Below are 17,944 nucleotides of genomic sequence, written 5' to 3'. Positions count from 1 at the left end.
GATGAAAAAGATTGTATTTACAGGCGGAGGAACAGTCGGGCATGTGACCCTCAACCTTCTCCTGATTCCGAAATTTATCAAAGAAGGCTGGCAGGTCCACTATATTGGCGATAAGCATGGTATTGAGTATCAGGAAATCCAAAAGTCAAGATTGGACGTGACCTTCCATTCGGTAGCTACGGGCAAGCTTCGTCGCTACTTTTCATGGCAGAATCTGCTGGATAGTTTTAAGGTCGTCTGGGGCATTTTTCAGTCGCTGGGCATTATGCTCAAGGTACGGCCGCAGGCTCTCTTTTCTAAGGGAGGCTTTGTATCCGTTCCGCCCGTGATTGCAGCCCGACTGTCCGGAGTGCCCGTCTACGTTCATGAATCAGATCTATCCATTGGCTTGGCCAATAAAATCGCTTATAAGTGTGCGACCAAGATGTATGCGACCTTTGAGCAAAGTTCCAGTCTGACCAAGATTGAGCATATCGGAGCTGTGACCAAGGTCGGCAACCAAGAGTCAGTCGCACCGCAGGAACTGGAAGAAATTCGTCAGTATTTTGATAAAGGGCTGCCCACTCTGCTTTTTGTCGGAGGTTCTGCTGGTGCTAAGGTCTTTAATGACTTTGTCAGCAAAAATCAAGCTGCGCTGACCGAGCGTTATAACATCATCAATCTGACAGGCGATGCAAGTTTAGATGTTTTGTCTGAACGTCTCTTTCGCAGAGCCTATGTAACTGACCTCTACCAGCCTTTGATGGATTTGGCAGATGTAGTGGTGACCCGAGGCGGTTCCAATACAATCTTTGAGCTTTTGGCCATGGCCAAGCTGCATATTATCGTTCCTCTGGGACGCGAAGCCAGCCGCGGCGATCAGATTGAAAATGCCGATTATTTTGTGAAAAAGGGATATGCCAAGCAATTGGCAGAGGAACAGCTGGATATGAGCAATTTACAGACAGCCCTTGATGACCTTTTGGCTAATCAAGCTTCTTATCATCAAGCTATGCAAAACTCTCAGGAAATCAAGTCTGTAGATGAATTTTATGCTTTATTGAAAGCGGATATTGACAAAGGAAAGAAATGAGCAAGAAAAACCACGACGAGCCAAAGGAAGAGGTAAGTGAGCCCCTCTCTGAATGGCAGAAACGAAACAAAGAATATCTTGAAAAGAAGGCTCAGGAAGAGGCCAGCAAACAAAAGGAGCTGGAAGAAGAGGAAGCAAAAGAAGCTGAAGCTGAGGACTCAATCGAAGGCGGAGAAATAGCTGAAGAGACGGAAGAAGATGACTCATCTTATGAAGAGGAAGAAACAGAATATTTGGAAGATGACTCATCTGAAGCTGAGCTAGAGAGCGAATTGAGCGATAAAGAGCGCAAAAAACTGGAGAAACTTCAGAAAAAGGCAGAAAAAGAAGCTGCTAAGATTCGTATCTCGAGGATTCATATTTATCGAGCACTGCCGGTTTTGCTGGGCAGTGGCTTGATTTTTCTCCTGTCAGTTTATTTTTTGACGCCACTGGCGACCATGAAGACAATCAAATTTTCAGGGAACCAAATGGTCAGTCAGGAAGACCTGCTCAAAAGCAGTAAGATTGATGAGAAGGACTATACTTTAACAACCTTTATCAATGGCGGCAATCATATCCGCAATATGAAAGCGTCTAGTCCTTGGATTAACAATTTGGAGATGGCTTATCAGTTTCCGATTACTTTTCAGGTAAAGGTCAAGGAGTACGGAGTTCTGGCCTATCTGCATGAGGGTGGTCAATACTATCCTATTCTGACAAATGGGCAGGTTATTTCGGACCCGACTGCTGCAGATTCTTTGCCAGAAACCCATATTTCGATAGAGTTTTCAGATAAAAAATTGATTAAGGAATTTGCCCTTCAAATTGAAAAGGTACCGGCTTCGGTCAAGAAAAATATTAAGACAGTTCAGTTGACTCCAAGCAAGGTGACACCGGACTTGGTTACGCTGACCATGCATGATGGCAACAAAGTCTTGGTACCAATTTCGCATATTGCCAAAAAACTGCCATATTACAAGGGAATACAATCGCAATTGGAAGAGGGTGTACCTAGTGTTGTAGATATGGAAGCAGGGATTTTTAGTTATGTTGAAGGAGCTCAAAACGAGTCGTCTTCTTCTGACGAAGAAAAGCAGAAAGCAGAAGAGGAATCGACGGGACAGCCAACAGAACAAGCGGCTGAGCAGGTGACAGAAAGTCAAGAACAAGAATCTGCAGAGCNACAAAATTCAACAGAAAACCCGGGAAATACCGAAAATCGCTAAATTATATGTAGAAAAACTGCGCATTTTCATTTTCTTTATGTTATAATAAAGCTTGGGTAACTCTAATTTTTAGCGTTATTAGTATAGACCGGAAACATGGAAGATAGAGAGGACTGGTGTAATGGCTAGAGACGGCTTTTTTACTGGATTAGATATAGGAACTAGCTCAATTAAAGTGTTGGTGGCAGAGCACATCAACGATGAAATGAATGTTATTGGTGTCAGCAACGCAAAAAGTGCTGGCGTTAAAGATGGAATTATTGTTGATATTGAGGCTGCTGCTGCTGCCATTAAGACAGCTATTTCTCAAGCAGAAGAAAAAGCAGGCATTTCAATTGGTTTAGTTAATGTCGGACTTCCGGCTAATCTCTTACAGATTGAGCCTACTCAGGGTATGATTCCTGTGACTAGTGATTCTAAGGAAATCACAGATACAGATGTAGAGAATGTTGTTAGATCTGCTCTGACGAAGAGTATGACTCCTGACCGCGAAGTGATTACTTTCATCCCAGAAGAGTTTGTAGTGGATGGTTTCCAAGGTATTCGTGACCCACGCGGTATGATGGGGATTCGCTTAGAGATGCGTGGTCTCCTCTACACTGGACCACGTACTATTCTCCACAACCTCCGCAAAACAGTGGAGCGTGCGGGAGTTCAGCTTGAGAACGTTATTATCTCCCCATTAGCTATGACTAAGTCAATCTTGAACGAAGGGGAACGTGAGTTTGGGGCAACTGTCATTGATATGGGCGGCGGCCAAACCACAGTGGCTTCTGTTAGAGGTCAAGAACTTCAATATACGAATATATACCAAGAAGGCGGCGACTACGTAACCAAGGATATCTCCAAGGTTTTGAAGACTTCGCAAAAGTTAGCTGAAAGTCTCAAGTTTAACTATGGGTCTGCTTATGTTCCAGAAGCTGGTACAGAGTCCTTCCAAGTGGAAGTGATTGGTGAGATTGAGCCGGTTGAAGTAACTGAAAAGTATCTGGCTGAAATTATTTCTGCTCGTATCCAACACATTTTTGAGCAAATCAAACGTGATTTGGATAGAAGGCATCTTCTCGAGTTGCCAGGTGGTATTGTGATTATTGGTGGAGCAGCAATTCTTCCAGGAGTGGTTGAACTGGCTCAGGAAGTATTTGGCGTGAATGTCAAGCTTTATGTGCCAAATCAAATCGGCATTCGCAATCCAGCCTTTGCACATGTTATCAGCCTGTCAGAGTATGCCGGAAACTTAACAGATGTGGATATGCTGGCTCAGGTTGCTGTTCATGGTGATGAGCAACTGCGCCATCGACCTGTATCCTTTGACCGTCCTGCTCAGTCAGTACCACGCTTTGAACCTCAACCAGCTGATGAGATTCCTGAGGAGCCGGTCCAAGAAGTTCCAGTTGCCAGTGCTGATATGCCAAACCAAGAACCAAAAACCGGTATTACAGATCGGATGCGTAACCTAATTGGCAAAATGTTTGATTAAGGAGAATACAGAAAATATGACATTTTCATTTGACGCTGCTGCCGCACAAGGTGCAGTAATTAAAGTTATTGGTGTCGGTGGAGGTGGCGGCAATGCCATCAACCGAATGATTGATGAAGGTGTTGCTGGTGTTGAATTCATCGCAGCAAATACAGATGTTCAAGCTCTTAGCAGTGCCAAAGCTGAAACAGTGATTCAGCTCGGTCCTAAACTGACTCGCGGACTTGGTGCCGGAGGTCAGCCTGAAGTAGGCCGTAAGGCAGCTGAAGAAAGTGAAGAAGTCCTGACCGAAGCTCTGCAAGGAGCAGATATGGTCTTCATCACTGCTGGTATGGGTGGTGGATCTGGGACAGGTGCTGCTCCAGTGATTGCTCGTATCGCAAAAAATGTTGGTGCTCTGACTGTCGCTGTAGTTACACGTCCTTTCGGTTTTGAAGGAAGCAAGCGTGGAACATTTGCAGTAGAAGGAATCAACGAACTTCGCGAGCATGTAGACACACTCTTGATTATCTCAAATAACAACTTGCTTGAAATTGTAGATAAGAAGACTCCACTCCTTGAAGCACTCAGTGAAGCAGATAATGTTCTTCGCCAAGGTGTCCAAGGGATTACCGACTTGATTACCAGCCCAGGACTGATTAACCTTGACTTTGCTGACGTGAAAACAGTTATGGCAGACAAGGGTAATGCTTTGATGGGAATTGGTGTTGGTAGCGGTGAAGAACGCGTCATCGAAGCTGCTCGCAAAGCTATTTACTCACCTCTTTTGGAAACAACCATTGATGGTGCAGAGGACGTAATTGTCAACGTTACTGGTGGCCTAGATATGACCTTGATTGAAGCTGAAGAAGCTTCAGAAATTGTCAACCAAGCAGCAGGTCATGGGGTGAACATCTGGCTCGGTACTGCTATTGATGAGTCTATGAAGGATGAAATCCGCGTGACTGTTGTGGCTACTGGTGTCCGTCAGGACAAGGTTGAAAAGGTCAGCGGTATTCGTCAGACACAGCAGCCTACTGGCCCAAGCCGTCCGCAGCAAGTTGAGCCAAATCGCGAAGTTCGCTCAGGACAGTTTGAACGAAACTTTGATATGACCGAAACAGTTGATATTCCTGCTCCAAGCCGTCAAAGAACGGATACACCTAAAGGTTCAGCCTTTGGTGATTGGGATCTTCGCCGTGAAGCAATTGTTCGTCAGGCAGAGCCAAGTTCCTCAGTCCGCGTAGAGCGCTATGCAGAAACTAATGAAGATGATGATGAGTTGGAAACACCTCCATTCTTCAGAAATCGTTAATCTAAATCATGAATTTGCAGAATAATAAAGAGTTGGTCTTTCAGTCCGTCGCTCAGGCGGCGGAGCAAGCCCAGCGTTTGAATGATTCGGTAAATATCATTGCAGTTACCAAATATGTTGACTGCGAAACAACTCAGGAGCTTGTTCGTACAGGTATTCAGCATATCGGAGAGAATCGAGTAGATAAATTTCTAGAAAAATACCATGCTCTGAAAGATGAGAATCTGACCTGGCACCTGATCGGCAGTTTGCAGAGGAGAAAAGTCAAGGATGTGATTAACTATGTTGATTACTTTCATGCTTTAGATTCTGTAAAATTGGCCAAGGAGATTGACAAACGGGCTGAACATGTGATTAAATGTTTCCTGCAGGTGAATATTTCTAAAGAAGAGAGCAAGCATGGCTTTTTGATTGAAGAACTTGAAGTTGTCCTGCCTGAACTTGAAAAATTAGAGAATGTTCAAATTGTGGGATTGATGACAATGGCTCCGTTTGAAGCTAGTCATGAGGAGCTGAACCAAATTTTTGAAAAGGCTCATCAACTACAAAAAGAATTAAAAAAGAAACAGTTAAATAATATGCCCTTTTCTGAATTAAGCATGGGAATGAGCCGTGATTATCCAGAAGCAATTGCCCATGGCTCGACCTATGTCAGAATTGGTACAGCATTTTTTAAATAGGAAAGAAATATGTCATTAAAAGATAGATTTGATAAATTTATAGATTATTTTACAGAAGATGGAGATGAGACTGAGGTTCAGGAACAGACTGTCAGCAGACCTGCGGCGCCTGTTAAGCAGAAGCCTGAATTGGTTCAGCCTAAGCCAGTCAGAGAGAGCAAGCCAGCTCCTCGTCCGGCTGCTGCGGCCAAGCCACAGCCTAAACCTCAGCCACAACAGAAATCTTCTACAGAGAATATTACCAGACTGCATGCACGTCAGCAGGAATTGGCTCAGCACCGTGCAAATGCGGATGAGAAGATTACGATTGATGTTCGTTATCCGAGGAGATATGAGGAAGCGACTGAAATTGTTGACCTACTTTTGGCCAATGAAAGCATCCTGATTGACTTCCAGTATATGACTGAGGTACAGGCTCGACGTTGTTTAGACTACCTAGACGGTGCTCGTTATGTCTTGGCTGGGAACTTGAAAAAAGTTGCAAGCACTATGTATTTGCTGACTCCGATTAATGTAGTGGTAAATGTGGAAGATATCCGCCTGCCAAACGATGTTGAAATCAGCGAATTCGACTTTGATATGAAGCGCAGTAGATAAGAGATATGTTATATTTTGTAATTCGTGCCATCTATAATCTTTTCGATCTTTATAGCATTGCCTTGATTGTCTATGCACTTCTGTCTTGGTTTCCAGGGGCCTATCAAACCAAATTCGGAGAGTTTCTAACACGAATTGTAGAACCGTATTTAAAACTTTTCCGCCGTCTTCCCTTGCAGTTTGCAGGGCTGGATTTTACCGTTTGGGTTGCAATTCTGGCTTTAAACCTTTTAAATCGTGTAGTCTTTTATTTAATAAGTATCTTACTAATGTTATTATGATGAAAGATTTATATCAGCACTTTTCGCACGAGGATCGAGAGTTTATTGATAGGAGTTTGGAGCTGCTTCAGCGGGTTCAAGATACCTATGCCTTTGAAACAACGTCTTTTCTGAATCCCCATCAGGTTTCGATTCTGAAGAATATTGGCAAGCAATATGATGTGCAAGTCTTTGCTAGTTCGGATTATTTTCCCAGTGAACTGGCAAGAGTTCTTGTGGCGCCTTCTTATTACCAACTGAATATGGATGATTTTGAATTGAGCTTGCTGGAAATTTCCTATGCAAGCAAATTTTATAAAATCAGTCATTCGCAGATTATGGGGACTCTTCTCAATCAATTAGGGATTAAAAGACGGACCTTTGGCGATATTCTTGTGGTTGGAGACCGTGCTCAGCTCTTTGTAGATAAAAGACTGGCCCAGTATTTTATAGATCATGTCACTAAAATAGCAAAGATGCCTGTTAGACTAAAGGAAGTTTCCTTTGCAGAGCAGTTGAAAGAGCAGAGGCAAGCTGTTACCAGAGATATTTTGGCCTCTAGTCTTCGCTTGGATAAGTTGGTAGCCAGCACCTTTAAGTTATCAAGGAGCCAGGCTGTTCAGCTGATTTCTGGCAAGCATGTGAAAATGAACTACGCTGTTAATGACAATCCCAGCCAGCAAGTTGGGCTTGAAGACTTGATAAGCGTTAGACGATTTGGAAGATTTAAGGTTTTAAGAGAAAATGGCCTTTCCAAGAATGGAAAACATAAGTTAACCGTTGAATTATTAGCTAGTAAATGAGGAGGAACTATGACACTTACAGCATTAGAAATTAAAGATAAATCCTTTGGAACCAAGTTTAGAGGCTATGATGTTGAAGAGGTAGATGAATTCCTTGACATCGTAGTCCGCGATTATGAGGACTTGGTTCGTGAAAACCACGAAAAAGAAGCAAAAATTCGCAATCTGGAAGAACGTCTGACATATTTTGATGAGATGAAAGACTCTCTCAGCCAGTCTGTTTTGATTGCTCAGGATACGGCTGAGCGTGTTAAGGTTGCTGCCAACGAACGTTCTACGAATATTGTCCGTCAGGCAGAGCAGGATGCGCAGCACTTGTTGGATGGAGCTAAGTACAAGGCTGATGAGATTTTACGTCAGGCAGCTGATAATGCTAAGAAAGTAGCCATTGAAACAGAAGAACTGAAAAACAAAACACGTGTCTTCCATCAACGTTTGAAATCAACCATTGAGAGCCAGCTCAGCATTGTGGATTCTTCTGAGTGGGAAGAAATCCTGCGTCCGACAGCTACTTATCTGCAGACCAGCGATGAAGCTTTCAAGGAAGTTGTATCTGAGGTTCTTGGCGAAGAAGCAGTTGTTCGTGAGGAAGAAGTGGATGTGACTCGTCAATTTTCTCCAGAAGAAATGGCTGAGTTGCAAGAGCGCATTGAAGCTGCTAACCGTGAATTAGCTGCGACCCAAGCTTTTTCTCCGCTTAGCGATGAAGATATAGAAGCTCATGCAGCTGAGGAAAACTCAGAAGCTGACCATCACGATGATGATACAAATGGGGAACAAAAAGTTCCAGTAAATATTTTATAATTTTTAAAGAAACTAAGATTGTAAAAACACAGACCAAGCAAAATACTTTCAGCGAGCAGATGATGGTGAGAGATCTGCAGTCCATCTTGCTTGGGCTATCATTTTACAGAACTTTCGTCTGAAATCAGTAGGATGAGACGGCAGTCCACGTTACGGACAAAGAGGGGCAAGAGGAGCATTATGCTATTGTCTTGCCTAAACAAAGGTGGTACCGCGAATTTTCGTCCTTTTTGGAGAAGTTTGCGGTTTTTAATTTGTAATTTTAAAAATAAAGAGGAATAGAATGAAACTGAAAGAAACACTTAACCTTGGAAAAACTGCTTTTCCTATGCGGGCCGGTCTTCCAAATAAGGAGCCAATCTGGCAGAAGGAATGGGATGAAGCTAAGCTTTATCAACGCCGTCAGGAATTGAATGAAGGCAAGCCACATTTTGTCCTACATGATGGCCCGCCATACGCTAACGGGAATATTCACGTTGGCCATGCTATGAATAAGATTTCCAAAGATATCATTGTTCGCTCAAAGTCTATGGCTGGCTACTATGCGCCTTACATTCCAGGATGGGATACGCATGGTCTTCCGATTGAGCAGGTATTGGCAAAACAAGGCGTTAAGCGCAAAGAGTTGGACTTGGTAGAATACCTCAACATGTGTCGGGACTATGCGCTTAGCCAAGTCGAAAAGCAAAAAGAGGACTTCAAGCGTTTGGGTGTTTCTGGTGACTGGGATAATCCTTATGTTACTTTGACTTCTGATTATGAAGCGGCTCAGATTCGTGTCTTTGGCGAAATGGCTAAGAAAGGCTACATCTACCGTGGCGCTAAGCCAGTTTACTGGTCTTGGTCTTCTGAGTCAGCTCTTGCTGAAGCAGAAATTGAATACCATGATTTGGTTTCCACCTCTCTCTACTATGCTAACCGCGTCAAAGATGGTAAAGGAGTATTGGACACAGATACTTACATCGTCGTATGGACAACAACTCCGTTTACTATTACAGCTTCTCGTGGTTTGACTGTTGGAGCAGATATTGATTACGTAGTCGTTCAACCAGCTGGTGAATCTCGTAAGTTTATTGTAGCGTCTGAATTATTGAACAGCTTGTCTGAGAAATTTGGCTGGGCCGATGTTCAAGTTTTAGCTACCTACCGTGGTCAAGAATTGAACCAGATCGTGACGACCCACCCATGGGATACTGCTGTAGATGAGTTGGTCATTTTGGGTGACCATGTTACGACAGACTCTGGTACTGGTATTGTCCATACTGCGCCTGGTTTTGGTGAGGATGACTACCATGTCGGTGTAGCCAATGGACTGGAAGTTGCTGTGACAGTCAATGAGCGCGGTATCATGATGGAAAATGCTGGTCCTGACTTTGAAGGCCAGTTCTATGATAAGGTTGTGCCGACGGTTATTGAAAAGCTTGGTGACTTGCTCCTTGCTCAAGAAGAAATTTCTCACTCATACCCATTTGACTGGCGTACTAAGAAGCCAATCATCTGGCGGGCAGTACCACAGTGGTTTGCATCTGTTTCTAAATTCCGTCAAGAAATTTTAGATGAAATTGACAAGGTTAAATTCCATTCTGAATGGGGGAAAGTACGCCTCTACAATATGATTCGTGACCGTGGCGACTGGGTTATCTCTCGTCAGCGGGCTTGGGGAGTTCCACTTCCAATCTTCTATGCCGAAGACGGAACACCAATCATGACAGCAGAAACCATCGAACACGTGGCTCAGCTCTTTGAGGAGCACGGCTCTATCGTCTGGTGGAAGCGTGAAGCAAAAGACCTCTTACCAGAAGGATTTACTCATCCAGGTTCTCCAAATGGTGAATTTACCAAGGAAACGGACATCATGGACGTTTGGTTTGACTCAGGTTCATCATGGAATGGTGTAGTGGTCAACCGTCCTGAGTTAACTTACCCGGCTGATCTTTATCTAGAAGGTTCAGACCAATACCGTGGTTGGTTCAATTCATCCCTTATCACATCAGTTGCTAACCATGGCGTGGCTCCTTACAAACAAATCTTGTCACAAGGATTTGCTCTAGATGGCAAGGGTGAAAAGATGTCTAAATCCCTTGGAAATACCATTGCTCCAAGTGACGTGGAAAAACAATTTGGTGCGGAAATCTTGCGTCTCTGGGTAACCAGTGTCGACTCCAGCAATGACGTACGCATTTCTATGGATATCTTGGGTCAAGTTTCTGAAACCTACCGTAAGATTCGGAATACCTTGCGTTTCTTGATTGCCAATACCTCTGACTTTAATCCAGCTGAGGATGCCGTAGCTTACGAAGAACTTCGTTCCGTTGATAAATACATGACTATCCGCTTCAATCAATTAGTAGAGACTATTCGTAAGGCTTATGCGGACTTTGAGTTTCTAACTATTTATAAAGCGATTGTCAACTTTTTGACCGTTGACTTGTCCGCTTTCTATCTGGACTTTGCCAAAGATGTCGTCTATATCGAAGCAGCTAAATCATTGGAACGTCGTCAGATGCAGACTGTTTTCTATGACATTTTAGTCAAGATTACCAAGCTGTTGACACCGATTCTGCCACACACAGCAGAAGAAATTTGGTCTTACCTGGAGCATGAAAGTGAAGAATTTGTTCAGTTATCTGAATTGCCTGAAGCTCAGACTTTCCCAAGTCAAGAAGAAATTTTGGACACTTGGTCTGCCTTTATGGATTTCCGCAGTCAGGCTCAGAAAGCCTTGGAAGAAGCCCGCAATGAGAAGGTTATCGGGAAATCATTGGAAGCACACCTGACTGTCTATCCGAATGAAGTCATCAAGACCTTGCTGAAGGCAGTCAATAGCGATGTGGCTCAGCTTCTTATCGTTTCACAATTAACGATTGCTGAAGGATCTGCTCCAGAAGGCGCTCTAGTTTTTGAAGATGTAGCTTTTGTCGTAGAGCATGCGCAGGGGCAAGTCTGTGATCGCTGCCGCCGCATTGACACAACAGTTAAAGAGCGCAGTTATCAAGCTCTTGTCTGTGACCACTGTGCAGAAATTTTAGAAGAAAATTTTGCTCAAGCTGTCTCAGAAGGCTTTGAGAGCAAGTAAGTTTCCAAAATAAAAAATGGCTTTGCCCTTTAGTGGTAAGCCATTTTTTAGATAGATTGATTTGAAAATTTGTTAAATTAAAACTAAGAAAACACAAACAGTTGCGTTTGCAACTGTTTTCTGTTATACTACTTATATCTTAGGGATGTCTATTTTAGCTAGAATGTTTTGGAGCTGAAAGAGCTCAGAGGAAGTCAGTTGCTGCAGAGCCTGACTGGCGTAGGTATTTTCAAAGCCAATTAGCTGGTCGTAGAGTTTGAGAGCCTGACTGCTAGGATAGAGCTCTTTGAACTTCTTATTTTGAGCTTTGGTCTTTTTGATAATCAAGCCCCTATCTTACAGCTTTCCTAGGGATCGGCTGAGGGTAGTCTTGTCAATCTGCACCAGCTCTGCCAGTTGTGATTGGCTGAGACCTTCATTTTCAACGATGCGAATGAGCAGTAGAAACAAATTATTGTCTAGGCTATAGTTACTGGCTTTCTGATTCATTTTCATCATGGCTTGTCTAGAAATAAAGCCCATTTGTCGGAAAAGTTGACGGTAATCCATAGGAACTCCTTTATAGTTGCATTTGCATTTATTATACATTAAAAAGTTAGAGGAAACAAGTATGTGGTCTAGGAAAAAATTAACAGAGTTGAACCCGATAGAATTTTATCAAATCTTAAAATTGCGCATTGACACCTTTGTGGTGGAGCAGGAGCGCATTTATCATGAACTGGATGAGAAGGACTTAGAAGCAGTGCACGTTTACCATGCTAATGAAAAAGGGGAAATTGATGCTTATGCTCGGGTCTTTGAAGAGGGAGAGCATTTAGTCTTTGGTCGAGTAGTCACAGCTCGGTCTGTACGAGGACAGGGCTTAGGAGGACAGCTTATCAGAGAGATCTTACAATTATGTGCTGAAAAATGGCCAGGAAAGGAAATTGAAATAGAGGCTCAGGAGCAGGTGGCTGCTCTCTATGAAAAGTATGGCTTCAAATCGGTTGGCCAACCCTTTATTTTTGAATCGACACCTCACATTACCATGATCTATAAACAATAAAAAACTAAGGCCAGGCCTTAGTTTTTACTGTTTGACAGGAATGGAAATTTCGATTAGATTATTAGCGTAAATTGTTCGGATAGCAGCTTTATCAATAGCATTTGCATCAATTTTTCTCTTCAAGAAAAATTCTCTAATTTTTTCGATTTCCTGTTCGCGTACAGCACGGTGCATGTTTGAAATCAAAATTTCATAGTGAAGAGGAGCTTGTGTAAAAACAACATCGCTGTTCCCAGCAGAATAAACTTCGACTAATATCGCATCGGTGCTTTCCAATTGGCTTTTGACAAGGTCAGCATGACTGTTTGTTGTATTAATAAGCTTCATACGATTTCCTCCTGCTTTATACCTGCTATTATTATAACATATTTGCTATAAATTGTGAATGATTTCTTTAAGCTTTAAGCGCATTTTTCCAAGCTTGGATACCCCATTTATGGCTGCCGCGTTTGAGTGTTTCGATAGCTTCATCGACTGGGAACCAGGCAAGCTGATTGAAATCTTCCAACGGTTTTTGGACTTCTTGGAAAGAGGTGACCTCATACAGGTAGGCTGGGTTGTAAAAATAGGTGTCGCGATGGCGGGAGTAAAAATATTCATCAGCTTGTCCAAGATAGGGTCCAAGCTGGGCTGTGAACCCAAGTTCTTCCATCAGCTCGCGTTCAAGGGCAGTTTGATGGTTTTCCCCCTCTTCAATCTCTCCACCGGGCAGAAACCAAGCCCCGTTAGGCGCCTGAACCAAAATAATCTTTTCTTTCTTTTCGTCTGGGATAACGGCATAGACTCCGTAGCGGGTCACATATTCTACATTTGCTTCCTTTTCACCAAAGGTTGGATTTGTCATTCTAATATCCTCAATCTCTAGTCAGTTTACTATCTATCATAATGGACTAAGGCCCACCTGTCAAGAATTTACTCGGTTTATTGGACAGAAAAAGAATGATAGTCTTTGAAAGAAATCTCTTTCAAATAATAAATTCCTTCCTCCGACCGTTTAAAAAAACTCTTCTTTATAGGAATGGTAAAACATTTATAGGAGAAATTGTTATAATAGTAGCGAGGTGGTTTTATGACAGAAAGCAGACTTTTTAAAATCTTATATCTTCTTTTAGAGCAAGGCCGCACAACAGCTCCCGAATTGGCCTCACTATTTGAAGTATCTATTCGGACCATCTATCGAGATGTGGACAAGCTGAGTTTAGCAGGAATCCCCATCTATTGCAGCCCAGGCAAGGGCGGGGGTATTTTTCTGATGAAGGATTTTGTCTTAGACAAGGCCTTGTTTTCAGAGTCTGAGAGGGATGAGCTATTAGCTGCTCTTCAAGGCTTCCAGATTTTAACAGATAGCGAGCAAGTAGAGACCCTGTCTAAGCTACAGTCCTTGTTTCAAGTTCAGGCAACTTCATGGCTGGAGGTGGATTTCACTGACTGGCGCAAAAAAGCAGATCAGAAAGAACTGTTTGATACTATTAAGCAGGCAATCTTGCAAAGAAGAGTCTTGTCTTTTTCTTATTTGAATGGGCGTGGAGAAAGAGAGCAGCGCAAGATAGAGGCGCTGAAGTTAGTATTTAAAAGCCAAAACTGGTATGTTACTGGTTTTTGTCGTTTAAGACAAGCTCCGCGCTTTTTTAAACTCAACAGAATGAGAGACTGTCAGATGTTAGAGGAAAGATTTAAGCAGAGAGTCTTGGATGAGAAATTTAGTCCTGAAGAGCGGCTAGGAGATACTGTAAAAGTCTTCTTGAAATTTGACGGGAAGCATGCCTTTCGGGTGTACGAGGAGTTTTCAGAAGCAGAGATAGAGGAGAGTGATGGGAGCCTTTATGTAGAAACGCATTTGCCGAGTCACGATAGTCTTTATGCCTATTTGCTATCCTTTTTGGATGGAGTTGAAATCATGGAGCCGCCTCGGTTACGGGAAGAATTCAAAGAAAAGTTAAAAGCTATTACCGATATTTATAAAAGCTGACAGAGGTTGTCAGCTTTTCTTTGCTATACTGTTTGTAGTAAAGAAAGGAGGGCTCTCTCATGAAATATGAATGGAGAAAAGCCAATCGAGAAATATATCAAATCAAGTCTGACCCCTGTCTCATAGATGTTCCTGCCCAGTCTTTTATCATGATTGACGGCAAGGGCGATCCTAATGCTGCTGACTTTTCGGAACGAGTTGGTGCTCTGTACAGCTTAGCATATGCTATCAAGATGAATTACAAAAAGACAGCGGCCGAGCAAGAATTTACTGATTTTACAGTCTATCCCTTAGAAGGGCTTTGGCAGCAAGAGCGAGCAGGAGAACTCATTAAAGAAGAATTGATCTATACTATTATGATTGGGCAGCCGGACTTTATCACTGGAGAGATGGTGAAAAAGGCTCTGGAACAAGTCCGTGTCAAAAAGCCTAATCCTCTCTATGATGAGATTCGCTTTGAAGAAATGACGGAAGGATCGTGTGTTGCTATGCTACATCTTGGTCCTTTTGACCAAGAACCTCAATCCTTTGCTAAAATGGATGCCTTTTGCCAGAATCACCAGCTGACACGGATTTCAAACACTCATAGGGAAATCTATCTCAATAATCTGAATCGTACAGACCCTAGCAAGCTGAAAACAATTCTGCGCTACAAGGTTCAGAAAGCTCAATAAAGAAATAGAGCAGAAAACAGTTAGTTTTCTGCTCTATTTTGTCGACATTTATTTTTCTTCTTGTGATGAATTAACCGACTCTGTGCTTTCGATTTTCTTGGCTGACTTGATGAGAATCTTACCATTGCTGGTCATGATAGCTTTGAGTTCTTTTTCGTTTGGATTTTCCAGATAAAAGTCAGTAATAGCATCTTCGATATGGTCCTGAATGGTACGGCGCAGTGGGCGAGCCCCCATTTTCGGATCGTAGCCCAGATCAACCAATTTTTCCTTGACCTTCTCCGTAACATCCAGATGAATATCGTTGGTTGCCAAGCGTTGATTGACATCGTCCAGCATAAGGTTGACGATTTGAAGCAGGTTGTCCTTGCTGAGCGCCTGGAATTCGATAATGCCGTCAAAGCGGTTCATAAACTCAGGACTGAAGAAGTTGCCCAATTCACCCAAGACGGAGTTGGTGCGGCCTTCACGCGCTGCTCCAAAGCCAACGCTGGCTTCAGCTTTGCCAGTTCCAGCATTAGATGTCATGATGATAATGGTGTCCTTGAAGCTGACAGTTCGTCCTTGGCCATCGGTCAGGCGGCCATCATCTAGAACCTGCAGGAACATGTGCATAACATCGGGATGGGCTTTTTCCACCTCATCCAGCAGAATGAGTGAGTATGGATTGCGGCGGACGCGCTCAGTCAATTGACCAGCTTCATCATAACCAACATAGCCCGGAGGGGCACCGACCAGCTTGGCCACGCTGTGTTTCTCCATGTATTCACTCATATCAAAGCGAATCATGCTGTCAGCTGAGCCAAACAGCTCAATGGCTAGTTGCTTAGACAACTCAGTCTTACCAACACCAGTAGGTCCGACAAAGAGGAAGCTGCCGATTGGGCGATTAGGACTTCCTAATCCGACCCTGTTGCGGCGGATGGCCTTGGCAATCTTATCTACAGCATCGTCTTGACCGATGACATGAGCCTTTAAGTCGCTGGCAAGATTGACTAGTTGAGACTGTTCCTTTTCTTTGAGGTCACCAACTGGGATATTGGTCTTTTGCTCTACAATGTGCTCAATCGTTTTCTCGCTGATAATTGGAGTATCCTTGTCTAGCACACTTGTCTGCTGGAGTTCCTTGTACTTGGCTATCTGGTCACGGAAGTAAGCCGCCTTCTCGAAATCTTCGTCACGGGTTGCCTGAGCCTTGAGGTTTTCGGCCTCAATCAGACGTTGGTCAATGACCTTGGGATCAACAAAGTTGAGGGTTAGATTCATCTTGGAACCAGCCTCATCCAAGAGGTCAATAGCCTTGTCTGGCAGGAAGCGGTCTTGGATATAGCGGTTAGAGAGAAGGGCAGCAGCTTCAATAGCCGCATCTGTGTACTTGACGTGATGGTAGTCTTCGTATTTTTTCTGAATCCCTTTGAGGATGGTAATCGTTTCCTCTACCGTCGGTTCGTCCACCTTTACGGGCTGCATACGGCGCTCCAGTGCTGCATCCTTCTCAATGATACGGTATTCATTGAGGGTGGTTGCTCCAACCATTTGGAGTTCTCCTCGAGCCAGAGCTGGTTTGAGGATGTTCCCAGCGTCCATATTGCCATCGCCAGCAGAGCCTGCTCCGACAATTTCATGAATTTCATCAATAAAGAGAATGACATCCTGACGAGAACGAATCTCATCTATAAGCTTCTGCATTCTCTCCTCGAATTGGCCACGGATACCAGTTCCCTGTACTAAACTGACAACGTCTAGGCGGATAACTTCCTTGCCTTGGAGTTTATGAGGCACATCACCATCAACAATTTTCTGGGCCAGACCTTCCACCACGGCTGTTTTTCCGACTCCTGGCTCTCCTATGAGAACAGGATTGTTTTTGGTGCGGCGGTTGAGGATTTCAATGACACGGACGATTTCTTCATCACGGCCAATAACAGGATCAATCTCGCCTCGGCGAGCCAGTTCAGTCACATTGATACCAAACTCTTCCAGCAGGCCTTTTGGCTTTTGCGAACTTGGCTGAGGCTGACCACCCTTGCTAGGATTGGAACCGTAGCCGCCACCGCCTCCATAGGATCCGCCANATTGGGTAGGAGGAGTAGTTGGTTCCTGAGGCTGTTGGAAATTGCTGAGGCTGTTGAAGAAGTCATCGATAGGATCTGTTCCGTGATTGTTGGCATTAGCAATTCCGCCGAACAAGGAATGTTCAGGGTCTGTTTTCATGATTTGGTAGCAGTTTTGGCACAAATCCACCTGCTGTTTATGGCCATTTACGTTGGTATAAATGTGAATTGTGGATTCATTGATTTTACAATTTTGACAAAGCATGCAGATACCTCTTTTCTTTTAGTGTGCAAGCTATTTATAGAAATAATTAAAGGTCAAAAATAGTCAAAGTTTTATAGTTTCATTATATCAGTATTCTCGAACTTTGCAAGAATTTACTACAAAATCCTCCCTTAGACCGAGCAGAATGAAAACAAATTCTTGAAAAATTACAAAAAATGGGCTTTTAGTGGTATTTCAGTCGCTATTTATGGTAAAATAAGAGGGAACTAAGTAAATAGGAGAAACAAAATGGAATCACATTTAGTTAGAATTATTAACCGCTTAGAAGCTATGGCTAAGGATGGCGGAAATTTAAAACGTAATTTTGAGCGTGAAGGAGTGGTTGTAGCAGAAGTAGCTTACAGTTACGACGAAGAAAACGGCTCTGTCTTCACCTTGCGTGACGTTGCAGCGCGTGAGACCTATACTTTCGACAGCATCGATTTGATTGCAATGGAAATTTATGAATTACTCTACTAAAAAGCACTTTGCTGCTTTTTATTTTTACCCTTTTTATCTTATTTTGAAAAAGATAGAAAAGATTTAGTAGGGCTGAAATCTTATCACTAGGTGCCAATGAAACCTCGTCTTATAACCTTGTATAAGAAAAAGTTATAGGCTGGGCACAGATTTTTTTGGTATAATGAAAAAGATAATGAAAAA

17 protein-coding genes and 1 pseudogene are annotated in these 17,944 nt (G+C 43.1%); 14 read left to right on the top strand and 4 right to left on the bottom strand.

Annotation, left to right across the window (positions count from 1 at the left end; translation table 11 throughout):
• Position 1 precedes the first annotated feature (1 nt).
• The 10 genes from D8886_RS02730 (at position 2) to ileS (ending at position 11,274) form a co-directional block, all read left to right on the top strand.
• A complete protein-coding gene (locus D8886_RS02730; RefSeq protein ID WP_125434163.1) occupies positions 2 to 1,072 on the top strand; it encodes a UDP-N-acetylglucosamine--N-acetylmuramyl-(pentapeptide) pyrophosphoryl-undecaprenol N-acetylglucosamine transferase in 1,071 nt (356 codons plus the stop codon).
• Positions 1,069 to 2,280, top strand: a complete 1,212-nt coding sequence (locus tag D8886_RS02725; protein WP_125434162.1) for a cell division protein FtsQ/DivIB — start codon at positions 1,069 to 1,071, stop codon at positions 2,278 to 2,280. The genes D8886_RS02730 and D8886_RS02725 overlap by 4 nt, the downstream gene beginning before the upstream one ends.
• 121 nt (positions 2,281 to 2,401) lie before the next feature.
• Positions 2,402 to 3,760 (top strand): cell division protein FtsA, encoded by a 1,359-nt coding sequence (gene ftsA, locus D8886_RS02720; protein ID WP_125434161.1) that lies wholly within the window; start codon positions 2,402 to 2,404, stop codon positions 3,758 to 3,760.
• Positions 3,761 to 3,776: 16 nt separating this feature from the next.
• Positions 3,777 to 5,054, top strand: a complete 1,278-nt coding sequence (gene ftsZ, locus D8886_RS02715) for a cell division protein FtsZ (protein WP_125434160.1) — start codon at positions 3,777 to 3,779, stop codon at positions 5,052 to 5,054.
• 8 nt (positions 5,055 to 5,062) lie between these two features.
• Positions 5,063 to 5,734 (top strand): YggS family pyridoxal phosphate-dependent enzyme, encoded by a 672-nt coding sequence (locus tag D8886_RS02710; protein WP_125434159.1) that lies wholly within the window; start codon positions 5,063 to 5,065, stop codon positions 5,732 to 5,734.
• 9 nt (positions 5,735 to 5,743) lie between these two features.
• Positions 5,744 to 6,331, top strand: coding sequence for a cell division protein SepF (locus D8886_RS02705; protein WP_002904047.1), 588 nt, complete (start codon positions 5,744 to 5,746; stop codon positions 6,329 to 6,331).
• Positions 6,332 to 6,336: 5 nt separating this feature from the next.
• Positions 6,337 to 6,612, top strand: a complete 276-nt coding sequence (locus D8886_RS02700; RefSeq protein WP_125434158.1) for a YggT family protein — start codon at positions 6,337 to 6,339, stop codon at positions 6,610 to 6,612.
• A complete protein-coding gene (locus D8886_RS02695; protein WP_125434157.1) occupies positions 6,609 to 7,394 on the top strand; it encodes a YlmH family RNA-binding protein in 786 nt (261 codons plus the stop codon). The genes D8886_RS02700 and D8886_RS02695 overlap by 4 nt, the downstream gene beginning before the upstream one ends.
• 9 nt (positions 7,395 to 7,403) lie before the next feature.
• Positions 7,404 to 8,198, top strand: coding sequence for a DivIVA domain-containing protein (locus D8886_RS02690; RefSeq protein WP_002907042.1), 795 nt, complete (start codon positions 7,404 to 7,406; stop codon positions 8,196 to 8,198).
• A gap of 283 nt (positions 8,199 to 8,481) precedes the next feature.
• Positions 8,482 to 11,274 carry an isoleucine--tRNA ligase gene (gene ileS, locus D8886_RS02685; RefSeq protein ID WP_125434156.1) on the top strand — a complete coding sequence of 931 codons (2,793 nt, stop codon included), beginning with the start codon at positions 8,482 to 8,484 and terminating at the stop codon, positions 11,272 to 11,274.
• Between the two features lie 132 nt (positions 11,275 to 11,406).
• Here the strand turns inward: ileS and D8886_RS02680 are convergent.
• Positions 11,407 to 11,862 (bottom strand): annotated as a pseudogene (locus D8886_RS02680) (MarR family winged helix-turn-helix transcriptional regulator).
• Between the two features lie 22 nt (positions 11,863 to 11,884).
• Between D8886_RS02680 and D8886_RS02675 the strand changes: the two are divergent.
• Positions 11,885 to 12,319, top strand: coding sequence for a GNAT family N-acetyltransferase (locus D8886_RS02675; RefSeq protein WP_125434155.1), 435 nt, complete (start codon positions 11,885 to 11,887; stop codon positions 12,317 to 12,319).
• Between the two features lie 24 nt (positions 12,320 to 12,343).
• Here the strand turns inward: D8886_RS02675 and D8886_RS02670 are convergent, their stop codons facing one another.
• Together D8886_RS02670 and D8886_RS02665 are read right to left on the bottom strand one after the other, a co-directional pair.
• Positions 12,344 to 12,646 (bottom strand): DUF1827 family protein, encoded by a 303-nt coding sequence (locus D8886_RS02670; RefSeq protein ID WP_002919443.1) that lies wholly within the window; start codon positions 12,644 to 12,646, stop codon positions 12,344 to 12,346.
• 67 nt (positions 12,647 to 12,713) lie between these two features.
• On the bottom strand, positions 12,714 to 13,163 hold the full coding sequence (locus D8886_RS02665) for an NUDIX hydrolase (RefSeq protein ID WP_125434154.1): 450 nt from the start codon (positions 13,161 to 13,163) through the stop codon (positions 12,714 to 12,716).
• A 225-nt stretch (positions 13,164 to 13,388) separates the two neighbouring features.
• Here D8886_RS02665 and D8886_RS02655 point away from each other — a divergent pair, with 225 nt between their 5' ends.
• Both D8886_RS02655 and D8886_RS02650 read left to right on the top strand, forming a co-directional pair.
• Positions 13,389 to 14,288 carry a helix-turn-helix transcriptional regulator gene (locus tag D8886_RS02655; RefSeq protein ID WP_125434153.1) on the top strand — a complete coding sequence of 300 codons (900 nt, stop codon included), beginning with the start codon at positions 13,389 to 13,391 and terminating at the stop codon, positions 14,286 to 14,288.
• Between the two features lie 59 nt (positions 14,289 to 14,347).
• Positions 14,348 to 14,962: a GyrI-like domain-containing protein gene (locus D8886_RS02650; protein ID WP_125434152.1), complete on the top strand. Its 615-nt coding sequence runs from the start codon at positions 14,348 to 14,350 to the stop codon at positions 14,960 to 14,962.
• Between the two features lie 48 nt (positions 14,963 to 15,010).
• Here D8886_RS02650 and D8886_RS02645 read toward each other — a convergent pair whose 3' ends face one another.
• Positions 15,011 to 17,281, bottom strand: coding sequence for an ATP-dependent Clp protease ATP-binding subunit (locus D8886_RS02645; protein WP_125434151.1), 2,271 nt, complete (start codon positions 17,279 to 17,281; stop codon positions 15,011 to 15,013).
• A gap of 249 nt (positions 17,282 to 17,530) precedes the next feature.
• Here D8886_RS02645 and D8886_RS02640 point away from each other — a divergent pair, with 249 nt between their 5' ends.
• Positions 17,531 to 17,761 (top strand): DUF1797 family protein, encoded by a 231-nt coding sequence (locus D8886_RS02640; protein ID WP_002896146.1) that lies wholly within the window; start codon positions 17,531 to 17,533, stop codon positions 17,759 to 17,761.
• Positions 17,762 to 17,944 lie beyond the last annotated feature (183 nt).

Origin of the sequence: Streptococcus sanguinis (genome assembly GCF_003943655.1) — a bacterium.
GTDB lineage: Bacteria > Bacillota > Bacilli > Lactobacillales > Streptococcaceae > Streptococcus > Streptococcus sanguinis_F.
This window is presented reverse-complemented; position numbering and strand designations above follow the sequence as displayed.